Raw genomic sequence first — 14,743 nt, forward strand, 5'->3', positions numbered from 1 at the left:
CGGATTGCGTAAAGCGCAAACCGCAAGGCGTAACCCACCTCTTCTGCTTCTGCGTTTGCCGAACGAAGTTGGTGGATTACGCCTTCGGCTAATCCACCCTACGAGACCTTCGCCTCACGCATTCCCGCGATCTTCCCGGAACAGATCCAGCTTCTGCTGCACCGGCCGGTCCGAGAAGCTGAACAGCACGGCGTCCTCATCCGCCTCGTGCGTGACCCAGTGCCAGCTCGGCACCACGAACAGATCGCGCGGGCCCCATTCGAAAACGGTGTCGCCGATCCGGCTGCGCCCCTTGCCCTCGATCGGGCAAAACACCGTCGCATCGGTCGCGCGATAACGTGCGGTCGTGAAACCCTTCGGCAAGAGCTGGATGAAGGTGCCGATTGTCGGCATCGCGAAATCGCCGGTCTCGGGATTGCTGAACTTCAGCTTCAACCCGTGGCAGGCGTCCCATTCCTGGCTTACGCGGGCTTTCTCCAGGGCCTCGCGGGTGTAGGCATAGGGATAGCTGAAGATCGGCGAGGTTTTCGAGCTCCGTTTCACGTCCACCGGCAACAGATTGTGGCCGTAGCGGGCAAAGCTATCGCCGGCCGGCTTGGTGATCTTCTGCTGGTCTTCCTTGGAGCCTTCCGCAAAGGAGCAGTCGAAGAATTGCACCAGCGGGATGTCGAGACCGTCGAGCCAGAACATCGGCTCGCTGGTCTCGTTGGAATGATCGTGCCAGGTCATCGACGGCGTGATGATGAAGTCGCCGGGCTCCATCGCGGTGCGCTCGCCATCGACAGCGGTGTGGGCGCCCTTGCCTTCGAGCACGAAGCGCAGCGCGGACTGGCTGTGCCGGTGCGCGGGTGCGACGTCGCCGGGCACCACCATCTGCACGCCGGCATAGAGCGACGTCGTGATCTTCGACTGTCCGCGCAGGCCCGGGTTCTCCAGCACCAGCACGCGCCGCTCGGCTTCCTTGGCGGTGATCAGCTTGCCGGCTTCCGTCATGTAGTCGCGGATGACATCGAACTTCCAGAGATGCGGCCGGCAGGCGCTCTTCGGCTCCGGCGTGATCAAATCGCTCATCACCGTCCACAGCGCGGTGAGATTTTCGCCGTCGATCTTCTTGTAGAACGCCTCGCGTTCCGGCGTCTTGGTCACGGCTTCCATGGTTGCTGCTCCCGATCGTCTTGTTGATTGACAGTATACTGACGATCTGGCTAGCGTCAACGTGACGAACGACGTACAAGCAACGGGAAAACGGGAGGGTTCCGATGAAGCTGCACGGCTATTTCCGCTCCAGCGCCGCCTATCGGGTGCGGATCGCGCTGAACCTCAAGGGCCTCGGTGCCGAGCATTTGCCGCATCATCTGCGCAAGGGCGAGCAGTGCGCGCCTGCCTATCTCGCCATCAATCCGCAAGGTCTGGTGCCGGCGCTGGAGAGCGATGCGGGTGTAGTGCTGACCCAATCGGTTGCGATCATTGAATGGCTCGACGAAATGCACCCCAATCCGCCGCTGCTGCCGAAGGATCCGCTGCGCCGCGCCAAGGTGCGCGCCTTCGCGCTGGCGATCGCCTGCGACACCCATCCGGTGCAGAACCTGAAGGTGCTGGCGCGGCTGCGCGAGCTAGGCCTGCCTGAGGAAAAGGTCCAGGAGTGGGCGGCGTGGGTCAACCGCGAGGGGCTGTCGGCATGCGAGACGCTGATCAAGGACGAGCCTGGGCCGTTCTGCTTCGGCGATGCGTCGACGCTTGCTGATCTCTGTCTGGTGCCGCAGCTCGCCAATGCCCGCCGCTTTGGCGTCGATGTGTCGGCCTATCCGCGCCTGCTGAAGGCAGAAGCCGCCGCCAAGGCGCTAGCCGCATTTGCCGATGCCGCCCCGGAGAAGCAGCCCGATGCCGAGTAAGCCTCTTCCTCCGATCACGATGGACGCGGTCTATGCTGCGCCGGGCTATCTGTTCCGGCGCATGCAGCAGATCGCGGTCTCGATCTTCATGGAGGAGTGCAAGGCGTTCGACCTGACGCCGGTGCAATATGCGGCGCTGATCGCAATCCACACCCATCCCGGCATCGATGCGACGCGTCTGTCGGCGGTGATCGCCTTCGACCGCTCCACGCTCGGCAGCGTGATCGAACGGCTGCAGGCCAAGGACTATATCGAGCGCAAGCCGGCACCCGAGGACAAGCGGATCAAGCTCCTGTACCTGACGAAATCCGGCGCCGCGATCCTGCGCGAGATCATCCCCGCCGTCGAGCGCGCCCAGGCGCGCATGCTTGAGCCACTCAAGCCAATAGATCGCAAGGCGCTGCTGGGGCTGCTGGTGCAATTGGTCGACCTCAACAACGAGGCGTCACGGGTGCCACTGCGGGCCGAGGATGCGCTGGAGCATCTGGGCAAGGGTGGGTGAGGGAGGGGTGAGTCCGCGCTGGCGCCTCATATTCAGCCGTCGTCCCGGCGAAGGCCGGGACCCATTACCACGAATCTTAATTTGGCGAAGATTGGAAATGACCACCTGACGCTACAACCACTGCTGCGGCGTATGGGTCCCGGCCTTCGCCGGGACGACGCTGAATGTGTGGCTGCGCTGTCGCCTCAATCTCAACTGTCATTCCCCGCGAAGGCGGGGAATCCAGTACGCCGCGGTGTCTCGGTTCAATCACGACCGTCTCGGCGTACTGGATCGCCCGGTCGAGCCGGGCGATGACAGCGGTGGCTACAGCCTCAGCAGCGCCTGCCGGTCAATCTTCCCCGTGCCCGTCTTCGGTAGTTCGTCGATGAAGATCACCTCGCGCGGATATTTGTAGGGCAATAGCTTACCCTTCACATAGTCCTGGAGCTTGCGCGTCGTCTCGCTCTGATCAGTGGTGCGGTTGTTCATCACCACCACCGCCTTCAGCGTCATGCGCCGGTCCGGCAGTTCGGCCGCGAACACCGCACATTCGCGGATATCCGGGTGATCGGCGAGGCACAGCTCGACCTCGAGTGGGTAGACCCACTGGCCGGAGATCTTGATGAGATCATCGGCGCGGCCGCGGAAGAAGTGGAAGCCGTCGGTATCGCGGACGAAGCGGTCGCCGGTGTAGATCCAGCCGCCGTTGCGGATAGTCTCGACGGATTTGTCCGGCCGGTTCCAGTACAGCGGCGTGTTGGAATCGCCGCGCACCCACAAGATGCCTTCCTCGTCGTCGGCGACGTCGCGGCCGTCCTTGTCGCGCAGCGCGACCTCGTAGCCGGGCACGCGCAGGCCGGCGGCGCCGAGCTTCTTCTGCTCTGGACGGTTGGAGAGATAGATGTGCAGCACCTCGGTCGAGCCGAGGCCCTCGACGATCTCGAGGCCGGTGAGCGTCTTCCAGCCGTTGAAGACTTCGGCGGAGAGCACCTCGGCCGCAGAGAGCGACATGCGCAACGACGAGAAGTCGGTCTTCTCGGCGCCTTCGGCTTTGGTCAGCGACGTGTAGAGCGTCGGCAGGCCGAAGAAGACCGTCGGCTTGTACTGCGTGATCACGGAGAAGATCGCCGCGGGCTTCGGCTGGCCAGGCAACAGCAGTGTTGCCGCGCCCGCCGAGAACGGGAAGGTGACCGAATTGCCAAAGCCGTAGGCGAAGAAGATCTTTGGCACCGAGAAGCAGATGTCGTCAGACGTCAGCTTCAATACGCTCTGCGCAAAGGCGGCCTCGCTATAGGCCATGTCGTGCTGGAGATGCACGATACCCTTGGGCCGGCCGGTGGAGCCGGAGGAGTACATCCAGAACGCCATCTCGTCGCGATTCGTGTTCGCTTCGGCGAGCTCGGCCGGGAATTGCATGAGCCAGCTTGCCGCTGCCACCGCACCAGGCGCCGCGTGGTCGCGCGCCTCGCCATTGACGACGATCAGCGTGCGTAGCTCCGTCTCCTTGCAGGCTTCCGCATTGAAGCGCGTCGCGAATTCGGCATCGGCCACCGCAACGGTCGCGCCGGAATCGGCGAGATAGAATTGCAAGAGGTCCGGTGGCGTCAGCGTGTTGATCAGGAGCGGCACGAAGCCGGCGCGCACTGCGCCGAAGAAGGCGGCTGGATAGGCCGGCGTGTCGTCGAGGAACAACAGCACGCGATCGCCGCGCTTGAGGCCGAGCGATGCGAGGCCGTTGCCCCAGCGGCAAGCCTCCGCACAGAGCTCGGCATAGGTCCGCATGCCCGCCGGACCGATCAGCGCGAGCTTGTCGCCGCGTCCTTTGTCGAGATTGTCGAACAGCACGCGGCTGGCGTTATAGATTTGCGGAACGGCAAAGCCGATCTCGCGTGCGCCCGCGCTGTCCGCGGGCACCTGGTCGCGAATCACGTTGCTCATGCCGCACCTCCGCCGTTCTTGGCGACCTCGTAACGCGCCATGAAGGCTGGGGACATCGCCCGCAGCCGGGAATCGTCGATGCGGCCGGACCGGGTGATGTAGCTGTAGGCGAAATCCATCAGATCGAGCTGCATGTGCTCGGCAAAATGCTCGTACCAGAAGGCCGAGGTGCGCGCGGCGTTGACGAGCTTCTGCACCACCGGCTTGCGCGCGGCCTGGTAGCGATGCAGCGCGGTCGACAGATGCGCGTCCGATTCCAGCGCCTTGACCAACGCGATGGCGTCCTCGATCGCGAGCCGCGTGCCCGAGCCGATCGAGAAATGCGCCGAGTGCAGGGCATCGCCGAGCAGCACCATGTTCTTGAACGACCAGTACTCGTTCCAGACCCAGGGAAAGTTACGCCAGACCGATTTGTTGGAGATGAGGCAATGGCCGCCAAGCGTATCGGCAAACACCTCCTCGCAAATGCCCTTGGACTGCTCGACGTCCTTGTAGGCGAAGCCATAGGCGTGCCATGTCGCGTGATCGCATTCGACCAGGAAGGTGCTCATGGTGGGCGAGTAGCGGTAGTGATGGGCGTTGAAGGCGCCGCGGTCGGTCTTCACGAAAGTCTGCGATAGCGTGTCGAAGCGTTTCGAGGTGCCGTACCAGACGAACTTGTTGGAGGAGTAGGACAGCGAGGTGCCGAAATCGCCCTCATAGGCCCGGCGCACCAGCGAGTTGAGCCCGTCGGCGGCGACGATGAGGTCGTGGCCGTTGAGCTGGTCAATCGCGTGGATCTGGGTGTCGAAGCGCGGGGTGACGCCGGCATCGAGCGCGCGCTGCTGCAGGAACTTGAGGAGCTCGAGCCGTCCGATCGAGGAGAAGCCGACCCCGTCGATGGCGACGCTGTCGCCGTGCAGGTTCAGCGTGATGTTCTCCCAGCTCTCCATATGCGGCGCGATCGCGTCGACCGTTTCGGGGTCGTCCGCCCGCAGGAATTCCAAAGCTTGGTCCGAGAACACGACGCCAAAGCCCCAGGTCGCGTCGGCCGGGTTCTGTTCGAACAGGTCGACTTGATCCTCGGGGTGACGCTTCTTCCAGAGATAGGCGAAGTAGAGCCCACCGGGCCCCCCGCCAATCACGGCGATCCGCAACGTCTGCCTCCCTAATTGACAGTATACTTACTATCTAGGGATAGACTAATGTGCTCCGGCGTCCGGCGCCAGCAGAATTATCGGCAAAGCGTGGCGCGCCGAAGCTCACTTTCGGACCGCGCCTTTGGCGCGTGTCCGAAGCAGTTTCGCGCGCAAGCATAGCCAAACCACGCGGGCTTGGCCATCGGCACCGTCAGACGCAGCGCTTCACGTAGACCCCGTTCACCAGCACCCTGGTGCAGCGGACGGCCGGAACCGGTTTGCGGACCACGACGGCCGCGTTCGGCCCGGCGCAGCCGGCGCGATACACGCCGCGGGCGCAGACCACCGCATTGGCGTCGGTGGCCTCGAACGTCATGGTCGCCGCGAAGGCGAGGAGTGCAGAAGCGACGAGCAGCAATGAACGCATGTTGTCCTCCCGGTCTGGTCGTGATCGAAATCGGATCCTTGCCAAAGATTTGTCGTTGCAGGCGTGCGGGAATTCATTGCGCACGCCGCCAATCATTGCCCCCTGCCTTGGCGCGCGATCATGCGCCGCCTCATCGCGCTGCGAACGGGGCGAGCACGTCCTTGCACGCAGGCGATAGCGAGGCGGCATTGCTGGAGATGCATTGAACGATGCGGCCGCCGCCGGGCGCGACGCCGGCGCAGAGCGTGCGGATGTCGGCGCCGCAGGCCGACCTGACGATGAACAGCTCCTCGCGCGGCCGCAGCGGCCGTAAAGCGATCGCCGCTGGCGCGGCCGCCGGCGCTGCTGCCGCGGGAGCTGCACCCGCGGGCGCTGCCGTTGCTGCCGCGCCACCGCCGGCTGCGGCGCTCACGGCCTTCTCGCAGGCCGGCGAGACCTTGGCCTTGTTCTTCTCCAGGCATTCGAGCGCGGCGGCGCCGCCCGGCGGCACGCCGGCGCAGACCTTGGGATAATCGGCGCGGCACGCGCTCTTGACCGCCGCAACCTGCGCGCTGCTCGGCTGCGTGGCGGCAGCAGCCTTCGGCGCCGGCGCGGCGGCCGGCTTTGCAGCGGGAGCGGAGTCAGCCTTCGGTGTGGCAGGCGCCGCTGCTGCCTTGGGTGGAGCCTCGGTCTTCGGCGTAGCGGGCGCAGCTTCGGTCTTCGGAGCCGCAGCAGGTTCGACCGCGCGAACCGCGGTCTGGCATCCCGATGACAGGCTGGACATGTTCTTCGCCAGACATTGATACGCTTCCACCCCGCCGGGCGTCACGCTTGCGCAATGCGCCATGAAGTCCGAGCGGCATGCCGAGCGGATGGCGCCTTTCTGCGCCTCGGTCGGCATTTGCGCGAATGCGCTTGTTGCAGTTGCGAAGAACGCTGCCGCCAGCAACGCCTGGCGCGTTGATGCATGTTTCAACGTGTTGAACATCTGAGTATTTCCTGCCCCGTCGGTCACGCCGACGATTCTGAAAATGTGATGCAATCGCAATCGTCGCGAGTAATGCCTCGCGAGCGGCATCATTCGCCGCTTTGACCTCTCCCGCAAGTCAATTATGCCGCCGCAATTGCGCCGCAACGAGAGCATGATCCGGATCCGACGGGCCGCGCTAGCGCAAAGTCTGCAGCCTCTCTTCCGAAAAAGATCATGCTCAAACGATACGGCGTCAGAGCCTGATCATGCGCTTGCCGCGGTTTTCGCCCGCGAGCAATCCGATCAGCGCCTTCGGTGTGTTCTCAAGGCCATCGATGATGTCCTCCTGCACCTTCAGCTTGCCGGATTTGACCCAGGCCTGGAGGTCGGCGAGCGCGCGCTGGCTGTCCTTCATGTAGTCCATCACGATGAAGCCCTGCATGACGAGCCGCTTCACCACGATCAGGCCGGGTACGCCGCGTGGGCCGTGCGCGGCAGGCGCGCCGTCATATTGCGAGATCGCGCCACAGCAGGCGATGCGGCCGTAATTGTTCATCTGCGGCAGGCAGGCTTCCAGAATGTCGCCGCCGACATTGTCGAAATAGACGTCGATGCCTTTGGGCGCGGCTGCCCGCAACGCCTTGAACACTGCGCCGTCCTTGTAGTCGACGGCCGCATCGAAGCCGAGCTCTGAGGTCAGCCAGTTGCACTTGTCCGTGCCGCCGGCGATGCCGATCACGCGGCATCCCCTGATCTTGGCGATCTGTCCGACGATCGAGCCGACCGAGCCCGCGGCCGCGGAGACAACGACCGTCTCGCCCTCTTTGGGCTTGCCGATCTCCAGCAGGCCGAAATAGGCGGTGAGGCCGGCGATGCCAAACACGCTGAGCAGATGCGTCATTGGTTCGAGCTTCGGCATCTTGGTGAGGTGCTTCGCAGGCACCGCGGCAAACTCCTGCCAGCCGGTGTCGCCGAACACGATGTCGCCCGCCGCAAGCTCCGGCGCCTTCGAGCTGACGACCTCGGCGATGGCGCCGCCGGCCATCACGCTGTTGGCCTCGACGGCGGAGCGATAAGTCGCGCCGTGCATCCAGGCACGGTTGGCGGCGTCGAGCGAGATGTAGCGCACGCGCAGCAGGGCCTCGCCGTCCTTCGGCTCCGGCAGTGCCCTCTCCACCATCTTGAAATGCTCGGGGCCGAGCTTGCCGCTGGGCTTTTCCACCAGGAGAATCTGGCGATTGATGTTGCCGCTCATGGCGTTCCCCTCCTCGATTGTTTGGCAATTATTGATGCAGCCGCAGCCAAGAAAACGTGCAAGCCGCATCTGTTGTGCGTTGCATGAAAGCTAAATCGCCGCGCTCCATTTCACAACGGGAACATCCGGCCAACGCGACCACACGCAAAGCGTGTTGCGTCGCCGTGATATCTGCGACATCATGAAGCGCCGGTGTACGTGGGGGTAAGCGATGTCCAACAGGTTCACGCAATACATTCTGGCGGCGATGGTGCTCGGCATCATCATTGGTTCGGCGATCTACAATTTCCTGCCCGACACGCGCGCCGATTGGGCGTCCTCCATCAACCTGATCGCCATGATGTTCCTGCGCTTGATCAAGATGATCATCGCGCCGCTGGTGTTCGCGACCCTGGTCGGCGGCATCGCTCATATGGGCTCGGGCTCCAAGCTCGGCCGCATCTTCGCCAAGACCATGGGCTGGTTCGTCAGTGCCTCCTTCGTCTCGCTGCTGCTCGGCCTCGTGATGGTCAATCTGCTCCAGCCCGGCGCCAACTTCCCCGGCACGCTGCCCGCGGCAGGCCAATCGACCGGCCTGCCGGTCTCGGCCTTCTCGATCGAGAAATTCTTGACCCATCTAATCCCGACCTCGATTGCGGACGCGATGGCGCAGAACGAGATCCTCCAGATCGTGATCTTCGCCGTGTTCTTCTCGGTGGCGATGGGCGCGATGCCTGAACGTTCCAAATCGATTCTGGCGCTGATCGACGACGTCGGCCACATCATGCTGAAGGTGACAAGCTATGTGATGCTGTTCGCGCCGCTCGCAGTGTGGGCCGCGATCACCGCGACGGTCGCCAAGAACGGGCTTGCCGTGCTGTGGAAGCTCGTCGTCTTCATGGGCGGCTTCTATCTCTCGCTGGCGATCCTGTGGGGCCTTCTCGTCATCGTCGGCTTCATCGTGATCGGGCCGCGCTACAGTCATCTGCTGAAGCTGATCCGCGAGCCGCTGATGATCGCGTTCTCGACGGCGAGCTCGGAGGCGGCCTATCCGAAGACGCTGGAGGGCCTCAACCGCTTCGGCGCCTCGTCGCGGATCTCGAGCTTCGTGCTGCCGCTCGGCTATTCCTTCAACCTCGACGGCACGATGATGTACTGCACCTTCGCGAGCATCTTCATCGCGCAGAGCTACCACATCGATATGCCGCTCGGCACCCAGCTCGCGATGCTGGCGACGCTGATGATCACCTCGAAGGGCGTCGCCGGCGTGCCGCGCGCCTCCCTCGTCGTGATCGCCTCGACGCTGGCGCAGTTCAACATCCCCGAGGCGGGCCTCTTGATGATCATGGGAATCGACACCTTCCTCGACATGGGTCGCAGCGCCACCAACGTGATCGGCAACACGCTTGCGACCTCGGTGGTTGCGAAATGGGAAGGCGAGCTCGGGCCCGAGCATGCGCTTGAACCGGGCGATCTCGTGCCTGAGGACATGGTTCCGGGCGAAGTGCCTGCGATGGCCGGCCATGGATAGGAGCGAGCCATGGGCCAGGCACTGGCGAGGTTAGTGATCGTCGGCGTCCTGTGGGTCGCAGCAGCATCGTTGCTCGCGACTTCGGCGGTCGCACAGACCGGCGGCAGCGAGGGGCTCAGCCCGACGCTGTCGGCCATCAAGACGGCGCACACCGTGCGGCTCGGCTATCGCGAGAGCTCGCCGCCGTTCTCCTTCCTCGACCAGGCGGGTCGCCCGATCGGCTACAGCCTCGAGCTCTGCGAGGCCATCGTCGAGGAGATCGGCATCGAGGTCGACGATCCCAATCTCAGAATCGACTACGTCAAGGTCACCTCGGACGATCGCATCGAGGCCGTGCTTCAGAACAAGATCGATCTCGAATGCGGCTCGACCACGGCCAATGCCGAGCGTGGCAAGCGCGTCGCGTTCTCGCCGCTGATGTTCGTCGCCGGCACCAAGCTGATGGTGCCGAAGGGAGCGGCCGTTTCCGGTGTCGCGGATTTGAAGGGCAAGACCGTCGTCGTGACCAAGGGCACGACCAACGAGCAGGCGATGCACGCCGTCGACAAAAAGCTCTCGCTCGGCCTTAACATCGTGACCGCGCCGGATCACGAGCAGTCGTTCCGGATGGTGGCCGACGGCAAGGCGGATGCGTTCGCGACCGACGACATCCTGCTCTACGGCCTGATCGCGCGTCACAAGGCGCAGGAATATTTTCGCGTGGTCGGGGACTATCTGTCCTACGACCCCTACGGCATCATGTTCAGGAAGGGCGAGCCGCAACTCGCCGCCGTGGTCGAACGCGCCTTCCGCAAGCTCGGCTCCAACCGCGACCTCGTCCCGCTCTACAACAAATGGTTCACCGCAAGGCTCCCCACCGGCGAACGGCTGAACGTGCCGATCTCGCTGCAGCTGGAGGAAGCCTTCAAGGCCATGGACGATTCGCCGAGCGCGAATAATTAGGTTGAATTTGTTGCAGGGCTGGGCGCCGCGGACTCACTGCTCTTCCTTCTCCCCTTGTGGGAGAAGGTGGCGCGAAGCGCCGGATGAGGGGTATGCATCCGCGAATTCAATCGTGAAAGGGCGCGCGCGGAGAGAAACCCCTCACCCGTCTCACCGCTACGCGGTGAGCCACCCTCTCCCACAAGGGGAGAGGGGCAGCGAGCTCGCGGCGAGAGTTCAAATCACCTGTCGTCCCCAAACACCCGGTCCAGCGCCGCGTCATAGGTCGCCTGCACCAGCTCCGGATGCAGCTTGCCCAGCGTTTCCATCATCACGCCGGAGTTGATCTCGAGCACGCGCCAGGTGCCATCAACGCGGACCACGTCAATTGACGCAAAGGCGATGCCGATGGCGTTTGCTGCGTGGGTGGCGAGTCTCACGCAAGCCTCGCGAGCCTCGCCGTCCTCCAGCAACACCGGCTTTGCGCCGGCATCGAGATTATGTCGCCAATCTGTGCCGCGCTGCTTGCTGTAGACGATGAGAGGTACATCATCGAGCAGCACCACACGGACCTCCTCCTCGATCGCGACATAGGGCGAGATCACGAGTCCGGCGCTCATCGAAAAAACTTCGCCAACCGCGTGGTCGAGTTCCGCCTCCGTCGTCACCTTGAACACCGATCGCCCCGACGTCCCCTCGTTGGGCTTCACCACCACGCCTTGCGGATGGTCGCGAAGCAGCTTGAGCATTGCCTCTCGCCAAGTGGGGCCAACAACATGCTTGCCCAGCTTCGGGTTGAGGAAGAGGTGATGGGGAACGCAGGGCACGCCCGCAAGCGTCAGCGCTTCGGCGGTGGCCGATTTGTCGTTGGCGAGACGATGCGCGATGGCGCTGTTGAGGCCGATATCATAGCCGAAGGCGAAGCGGCGCGTTTCGCCCCGGCGCATCGCGATCAGCCAGCCACTGGCGCGGACATCGACCGTGATGCCGTGCTCCGCGCAATAGCGCCTGATCGCCTGGACGAAGATCCGCTCGCCGCTTGCCATGTGATTCAGTCGTTCCTGTCGCCAAAAGCCGCAAAAATGCGGAAAACGGCGCCAAACCGGGGTGAAAATCAGAGCTATTCTTAATGAAATTCTCGTTAGCGCGATGGAAATTAAGTGCTGCCGTCGAGCCCCCAAGGGAAAAGAAATTGCCCGCCGCGCGCGCTCGGCAGCAAATTCATTAATGATGCGCCCAATTCAGCCCAAATGCCGGTTTGATCGGCATCAATTGCTTCCGAAACGAGGTTGATTATTGGTCTCAATGGCGTAGATCACACACGCGAAATCCTCCGCCATGGCAGATGGTGCCCGCCCCGCTGTCAGGGGCCGGGCAACGCTTTTGCCCGAAAACCGCAATATATTCGGAATATCGAAAATCATGAGCGCGTTTTACCGAGAGAAGGTTCTTTCCGTCCACCACTGGACCGACACGCTGTTCAGCTTCCGCGCCACGCGCGACACCGGCTTCCGCTTCCAGAACGGCCAGTTCGCCATGATCGGCCTCGAGGTTGACGGCCGCCCACTGCTGCGCGCCTACAGCATGGCGAGCGCCAATCACGAGGAACAGCTCGAGTTTTTCTCGATCAAGGTTCAGGACGGTCCGCTGACCTCGCGCCTGCAGAAGATCAAGGAAGGCGACACCATCCTGGTCGGCCGCAAGGCGACGGGCACGCTGATCACCGACAATCTCCTTCCCGGCAAGCGGCTGATGCTGCTCTCGACCGGAACCGGCCTTGCGCCGTTCGCGAGCCTGATCAAGGACCCCGAGGTCTACGACCAGTTCGAGTCGATCGTGCTGGTGCATGGCTGCCGCCAGGTCTCCGAGCTCGCCTATGGCGAGAAGCTCGTCGCGAATTTGCGTGAGGACGAGGTGTTCGGCGAGCTGCTCGCGGACAAGCTGGTCTACTATCCGACCGTGACCCGCGAGCCGTTCCGCAACCGCGGCCGGATCACCGACCTCATCAACTCCGAGCAGATCTTCAACGACATCGGCCAGGGCCCGCTCGACATCGCAACCGACCGCGTCATGATGTGCGGCAGCCCGGCGATGCTCGAAGAGCTGAAGGTGATGTTCGAAGGCCGCGACTTCGTCGAGGGCTCTGCCAACAAGCCCGGCCATTTCGTGATCGAGAAGGCGTTCGTCGAGCGGTAAGCCCGCTCTTTGTGCGCTCTCGGTTGTCGTCCTGGCCTTGTGCGCAATTCAAGACCCATACCCACCGTGTGAAGTTTGGCGAAGGCTGGTCGTTGTCAGTCTTCGCAACAACCCCGCTTAGGGGTTATGGGTCCTGGCTTTCGCCAGGACGACGGCGGTGGGTGAAGCGTCTTGCCCGGCTGACCGTCCCTTTCTCCTCCCACCCCTCTGCTGCACTGCAAAAGCCCGCCCATCGGGCTGATTGATTTGTCTCAGCCGAATTCGCTAGCCTGAAACAAGGGCCGCGTCATATCCGTATGACAGGCACAGGCGTATCGTAGCGCTGATGCTGGCGAGAGGACGTGATCGTGGCCGAGGACAACAAAACGCAAGAAGCTCCGAAACGCCTGCCACTGGCGGAAGAGGGGGTCATGGAAACCCTGCTGCTTCCGTTCTCGCCGCGCTTCATCGTGCTGACGATCTGCGCGGTCGTCACCGCGCTCCTGATCGGCGTCGGTATCGCCGACCGCAAGATCTTCGACATCCTGCTGGTCCCGATCCTGATCTTCGCCGCGCTGACCCTGCTCGGCGTCCGCGATCTCCTGCAGAAGAGCCACGCGGTGCTGCGCAACTATCCGATCTCGGCGCATATCCGCTTCCTGCTGGAAGAAATCCGCCCCGAAATGCGGCAATACTTCTTCGAGAGCGAGAAGGACGGCATGCCGTTCTCGCGCGACACCCGCGCGGTGGTCTATCAGCGCGCCAAGATGGAGCTCGACAAGCGGCCGTTCGGCACCCAGGAGGACGTCTATCGCGAGGGCTATGAGTGGATGCATCACTCGGTCTCGCCGAAGATGCATGCCAGGGAAAAATTCCGTGTCGTCATCGGTGGGCCGGATTGCGCAAAACCGTATTCGGCCTCGGTGTTCAACATCTCGGCGATGAGCTTCGGTGCGCTCAGCCCGAACGCTGTGCGTGCGCTCAATGCGGGCGCGAAGAAAGGCGGCTTTGCGCATGACACCGGCGAGGGCGGCGTCAGCCCTTATCACCGCGAGATGGGCGGCGACATCATCTGGGAGATTGGCTCCGGCTATTTCGGCTGCCGCCACCTCGACGGCTCCTTCGACCCCGAGGCGTTCGCGCGCGTCGCCGGCGAAGACCAGATCAAGATGGTCGAGCTCAAGATCAGCCAAGGTGCCAAGCCGGGCCATGGCGGCGTGCTGCCGGCCGCAAAAGTCTCGGAAGAGATTTCCAAGATCCGCGGTGTCGCGATGGGAGAGGATTGCATCTCGCCGGCCTCGCACCGCGCCTTCTCCACGCCCATTGGCATGATGCAGTTCATCGCCGAGATGCGCCGCCTGTCCGGCGGCAAGCCGGCCGGCTTCAAGCTGTGCATCGGCCATCCCTGGGAATTCCTGGCGATCTGCAAGGCGATGATGGAGACCGGCATCTATCCCGACTTCATCGTCGTCGACGGCAATGAGGGCGGCACCGGCGCGGCGCCGCTGGAATTCATGGATCATCTGGGCATGCCGATGCGCGAGGGCGTCAATTTCGTCCACAACGCGCTGGTCGGGATCAAGGCGCGCGACCGCATCAAGATCGGCGCGTCCGGCAAGATCGCCACCGCCTTCGACATGGCGCGCGCGATGGCGATCGGCGCCGACTGGTGCAATTCGGCGCGCGGCTTCATGTTCTCGCTCGGCTGCATCCAGTCGCTGAGCTGCCACACCGACCGCTGCCCGACCGGCGTCGCGACGCAGGACCCGACGCGTGCGCGCGCGCTCTACGTGCCGCTCAAGATCGACCGCGTGCAGAATTACCACCATGCGACGCTGCATTCGCTGACCGAGCTGATCGCCGCCGCCGGCCTCGAACATCCGCAGCAGCTGCGCCCGATCCATTTCAGCCAACGGACCTCGACGACCCAGGTGCAATCCTTTGCACAGCTCTATCCGGCGCTGCGCCCGGGCGAGCTGCTCGAAGGCACGGAGGATCCGCGGTTCCGCGACGGCTGGCGGATGGCGCGGCCGGAGACGTTCCAGCCCGCACTGTGAGCGCGGCTCTGCCGCAT

At 63.6% G+C, this 14,743-nt stretch carries 13 protein-coding genes; 6 read left to right on the forward strand and 7 right to left on the reverse strand.

Annotated features, from left to right (window positions below):
- Positions 1-114: 114 nt before the first annotated feature.
- Positions 115-1,155 (reverse strand): gentisate 1,2-dioxygenase, encoded by a 1,041-nt coding sequence (gene gtdA, locus AAE027_RS22685; RefSeq protein WP_370989562.1) that lies wholly within the window; start codon positions 1,153-1,155, stop codon positions 115-117.
- Positions 1,156-1,259: 104 nt separating this feature from the next.
- On the opposite strand from gtdA, the gene maiA reads away from it, so the two are divergent.
- The gene (gene maiA, locus AAE027_RS22690; RefSeq protein ID WP_370989563.1) at positions 1,260-1,892 is read left to right on the forward strand and encodes a maleylacetoacetate isomerase; all 633 of its coding nucleotides are present in this window, start codon (positions 1,260-1,262) and stop codon (positions 1,890-1,892) included.
- Entirely contained in the window at positions 1,882-2,394 is a 513-nt protein-coding gene (locus AAE027_RS22695; RefSeq protein WP_370989564.1) for a MarR family winged helix-turn-helix transcriptional regulator, read from the forward strand. Before maiA ends, AAE027_RS22695 begins: the two co-directional genes overlap by 11 nt.
- 306 nt (positions 2,395-2,700) lie before the next feature.
- Here AAE027_RS22695 and AAE027_RS22700 read toward each other — a convergent pair whose 3' ends face one another.
- From AAE027_RS22700 to AAE027_RS22720, 5 genes are all read right to left on the reverse strand, one after another.
- A complete protein-coding gene (locus AAE027_RS22700; protein WP_370989565.1) occupies positions 2,701-4,314 on the reverse strand; it encodes a benzoate-CoA ligase family protein in 1,614 nt (537 codons plus the stop codon).
- The gene (locus tag AAE027_RS22705) at positions 4,311-5,450 is read right to left on the reverse strand and encodes an FAD-dependent monooxygenase (RefSeq protein WP_370989566.1); all 1,140 of its coding nucleotides are present in this window, start codon (positions 5,448-5,450) and stop codon (positions 4,311-4,313) included. The genes AAE027_RS22700 and AAE027_RS22705 overlap by 4 nt, the downstream gene beginning before the upstream one ends.
- A 193-nt stretch (positions 5,451-5,643) precedes the next feature.
- The gene (locus AAE027_RS22710; RefSeq protein WP_018316432.1) at positions 5,644-5,859 is read right to left on the reverse strand and encodes a hypothetical protein; all 216 of its coding nucleotides are present in this window, start codon (positions 5,857-5,859) and stop codon (positions 5,644-5,646) included.
- Positions 5,860-5,989: 130 nt separating this feature from the next.
- Positions 5,990-6,826: a cysteine rich repeat-containing protein gene (locus AAE027_RS22715; protein ID WP_370989567.1), complete on the reverse strand. Its 837-nt coding sequence runs from the start codon at positions 6,824-6,826 to the stop codon at positions 5,990-5,992.
- Between the two features lie 235 nt (positions 6,827-7,061).
- Positions 7,062-8,063, reverse strand: a complete 1,002-nt coding sequence (locus AAE027_RS22720) for an NADP-dependent oxidoreductase (RefSeq protein WP_370989568.1) — start codon at positions 8,061-8,063, stop codon at positions 7,062-7,064.
- 211 nt (positions 8,064-8,274) lie between these two features.
- Between AAE027_RS22720 and AAE027_RS22725 the strand changes: the two genes are divergently transcribed.
- Together AAE027_RS22725 and AAE027_RS22730 are read left to right on the forward strand one after the other, a co-directional pair.
- The gene (locus AAE027_RS22725; RefSeq protein ID WP_370989569.1) at positions 8,275-9,573 is read left to right on the forward strand and encodes a dicarboxylate/amino acid:cation symporter; all 1,299 of its coding nucleotides are present in this window, start codon (positions 8,275-8,277) and stop codon (positions 9,571-9,573) included.
- Between the two features lie 9 nt (positions 9,574-9,582).
- Entirely contained in the window at positions 9,583-10,515 is a 933-nt protein-coding gene (locus tag AAE027_RS22730) for an amino acid ABC transporter substrate-binding protein (protein WP_370989570.1), read from the forward strand.
- A 221-nt stretch (positions 10,516-10,736) separates the two neighbouring features.
- Here AAE027_RS22730 and AAE027_RS22735 read toward each other — a convergent pair whose 3' ends face one another.
- On the reverse strand, positions 10,737-11,540 hold the full coding sequence (locus tag AAE027_RS22735; protein WP_370989571.1) for an ATP-grasp domain-containing protein: 804 nt from the start codon (positions 11,538-11,540) through the stop codon (positions 10,737-10,739).
- Positions 11,541-11,916: 376 nt separating this feature from the next.
- Between AAE027_RS22735 and AAE027_RS22740 the strand changes: the two genes are divergently transcribed.
- Both AAE027_RS22740 and AAE027_RS22745 read left to right on the forward strand, forming a co-directional pair.
- Positions 11,917-12,690 (forward strand): ferredoxin--NADP reductase, encoded by a 774-nt coding sequence (locus AAE027_RS22740; RefSeq protein WP_370989572.1) that lies wholly within the window; start codon positions 11,917-11,919, stop codon positions 12,688-12,690.
- A gap of 410 nt (positions 12,691-13,100) precedes the next feature.
- Positions 13,101-14,726 carry an FMN-binding glutamate synthase family protein gene (locus AAE027_RS22745; RefSeq protein WP_370989573.1) on the forward strand — a complete coding sequence of 542 codons (1,626 nt, stop codon included), beginning with the start codon at positions 13,101-13,103 and terminating at the stop codon, positions 14,724-14,726.
- Positions 14,727-14,743 lie beyond the last annotated feature (17 nt).

The sequence above is a fragment of the Bradyrhizobium sp. DN3 genome (assembly GCF_041357655.1).
Lineage (GTDB): Bacteria > Pseudomonadota > Alphaproteobacteria > Rhizobiales > Xanthobacteraceae > Bradyrhizobium.

What these genes read in the sequence shown, in the direction of transcription:
- AAE027_RS22735 (WP_370989571.1), bottom strand. Translation starts at nt 11,540, where the DNA reads ATGGCAAGCGGCGAGCGGATCTTCGTCCAGGCGATCAGGCGCTATTGC.
- AAE027_RS22745 (WP_370989573.1), top strand. Translation starts at nt 13,101, where the DNA reads ATGGAAACCCTGCTGCTTCCGTTCTCGCCGCGCTTCATCGTGCTGACG.
- gtdA (WP_370989562.1), bottom strand. Translation starts at nt 1,155, where the DNA reads ATGGAAGCCGTGACCAAGACGCCGGAACGCGAGGCGTTCTACAAGAAG.
- AAE027_RS22710 (WP_018316432.1), bottom strand. Translation starts at nt 5,859, where the DNA reads ATGCGTTCATTGCTGCTCGTCGCTTCTGCACTCCTCGCCTTCGCGGCG.
- AAE027_RS22715 (WP_370989567.1), bottom strand. Translation starts at nt 6,826, where the DNA reads ATGTTCAACACGTTGAAACATGCATCAACGCGCCAGGCGTTGCTGGCG.
- AAE027_RS22695 (WP_370989564.1), top strand. Translation starts at nt 1,882, where the DNA reads ATGCCGAGTAAGCCTCTTCCTCCGATCACGATGGACGCGGTCTATGCT.
- AAE027_RS22720 (WP_370989568.1), bottom strand. Translation starts at nt 8,063, where the DNA reads ATGAGCGGCAACATCAATCGCCAGATTCTCCTGGTGGAAAAGCCCAGC.
- maiA (WP_370989563.1), top strand. Translation starts at nt 1,260, where the DNA reads ATGAAGCTGCACGGCTATTTCCGCTCCAGCGCCGCCTATCGGGTGCGG.
- AAE027_RS22740 (WP_370989572.1), top strand. Translation starts at nt 11,917, where the DNA reads ATGAGCGCGTTTTACCGAGAGAAGGTTCTTTCCGTCCACCACTGGACC.
- AAE027_RS22725 (WP_370989569.1), top strand. Translation starts at nt 8,275, where the DNA reads ATGTCCAACAGGTTCACGCAATACATTCTGGCGGCGATGGTGCTCGGC.
- AAE027_RS22700 (WP_370989565.1), bottom strand. Translation starts at nt 4,314, where the DNA reads ATGAGCAACGTGATTCGCGACCAGGTGCCCGCGGACAGCGCGGGCGCA.
- AAE027_RS22730 (WP_370989570.1), top strand. Translation starts at nt 9,583, where the DNA reads ATGGGCCAGGCACTGGCGAGGTTAGTGATCGTCGGCGTCCTGTGGGTC.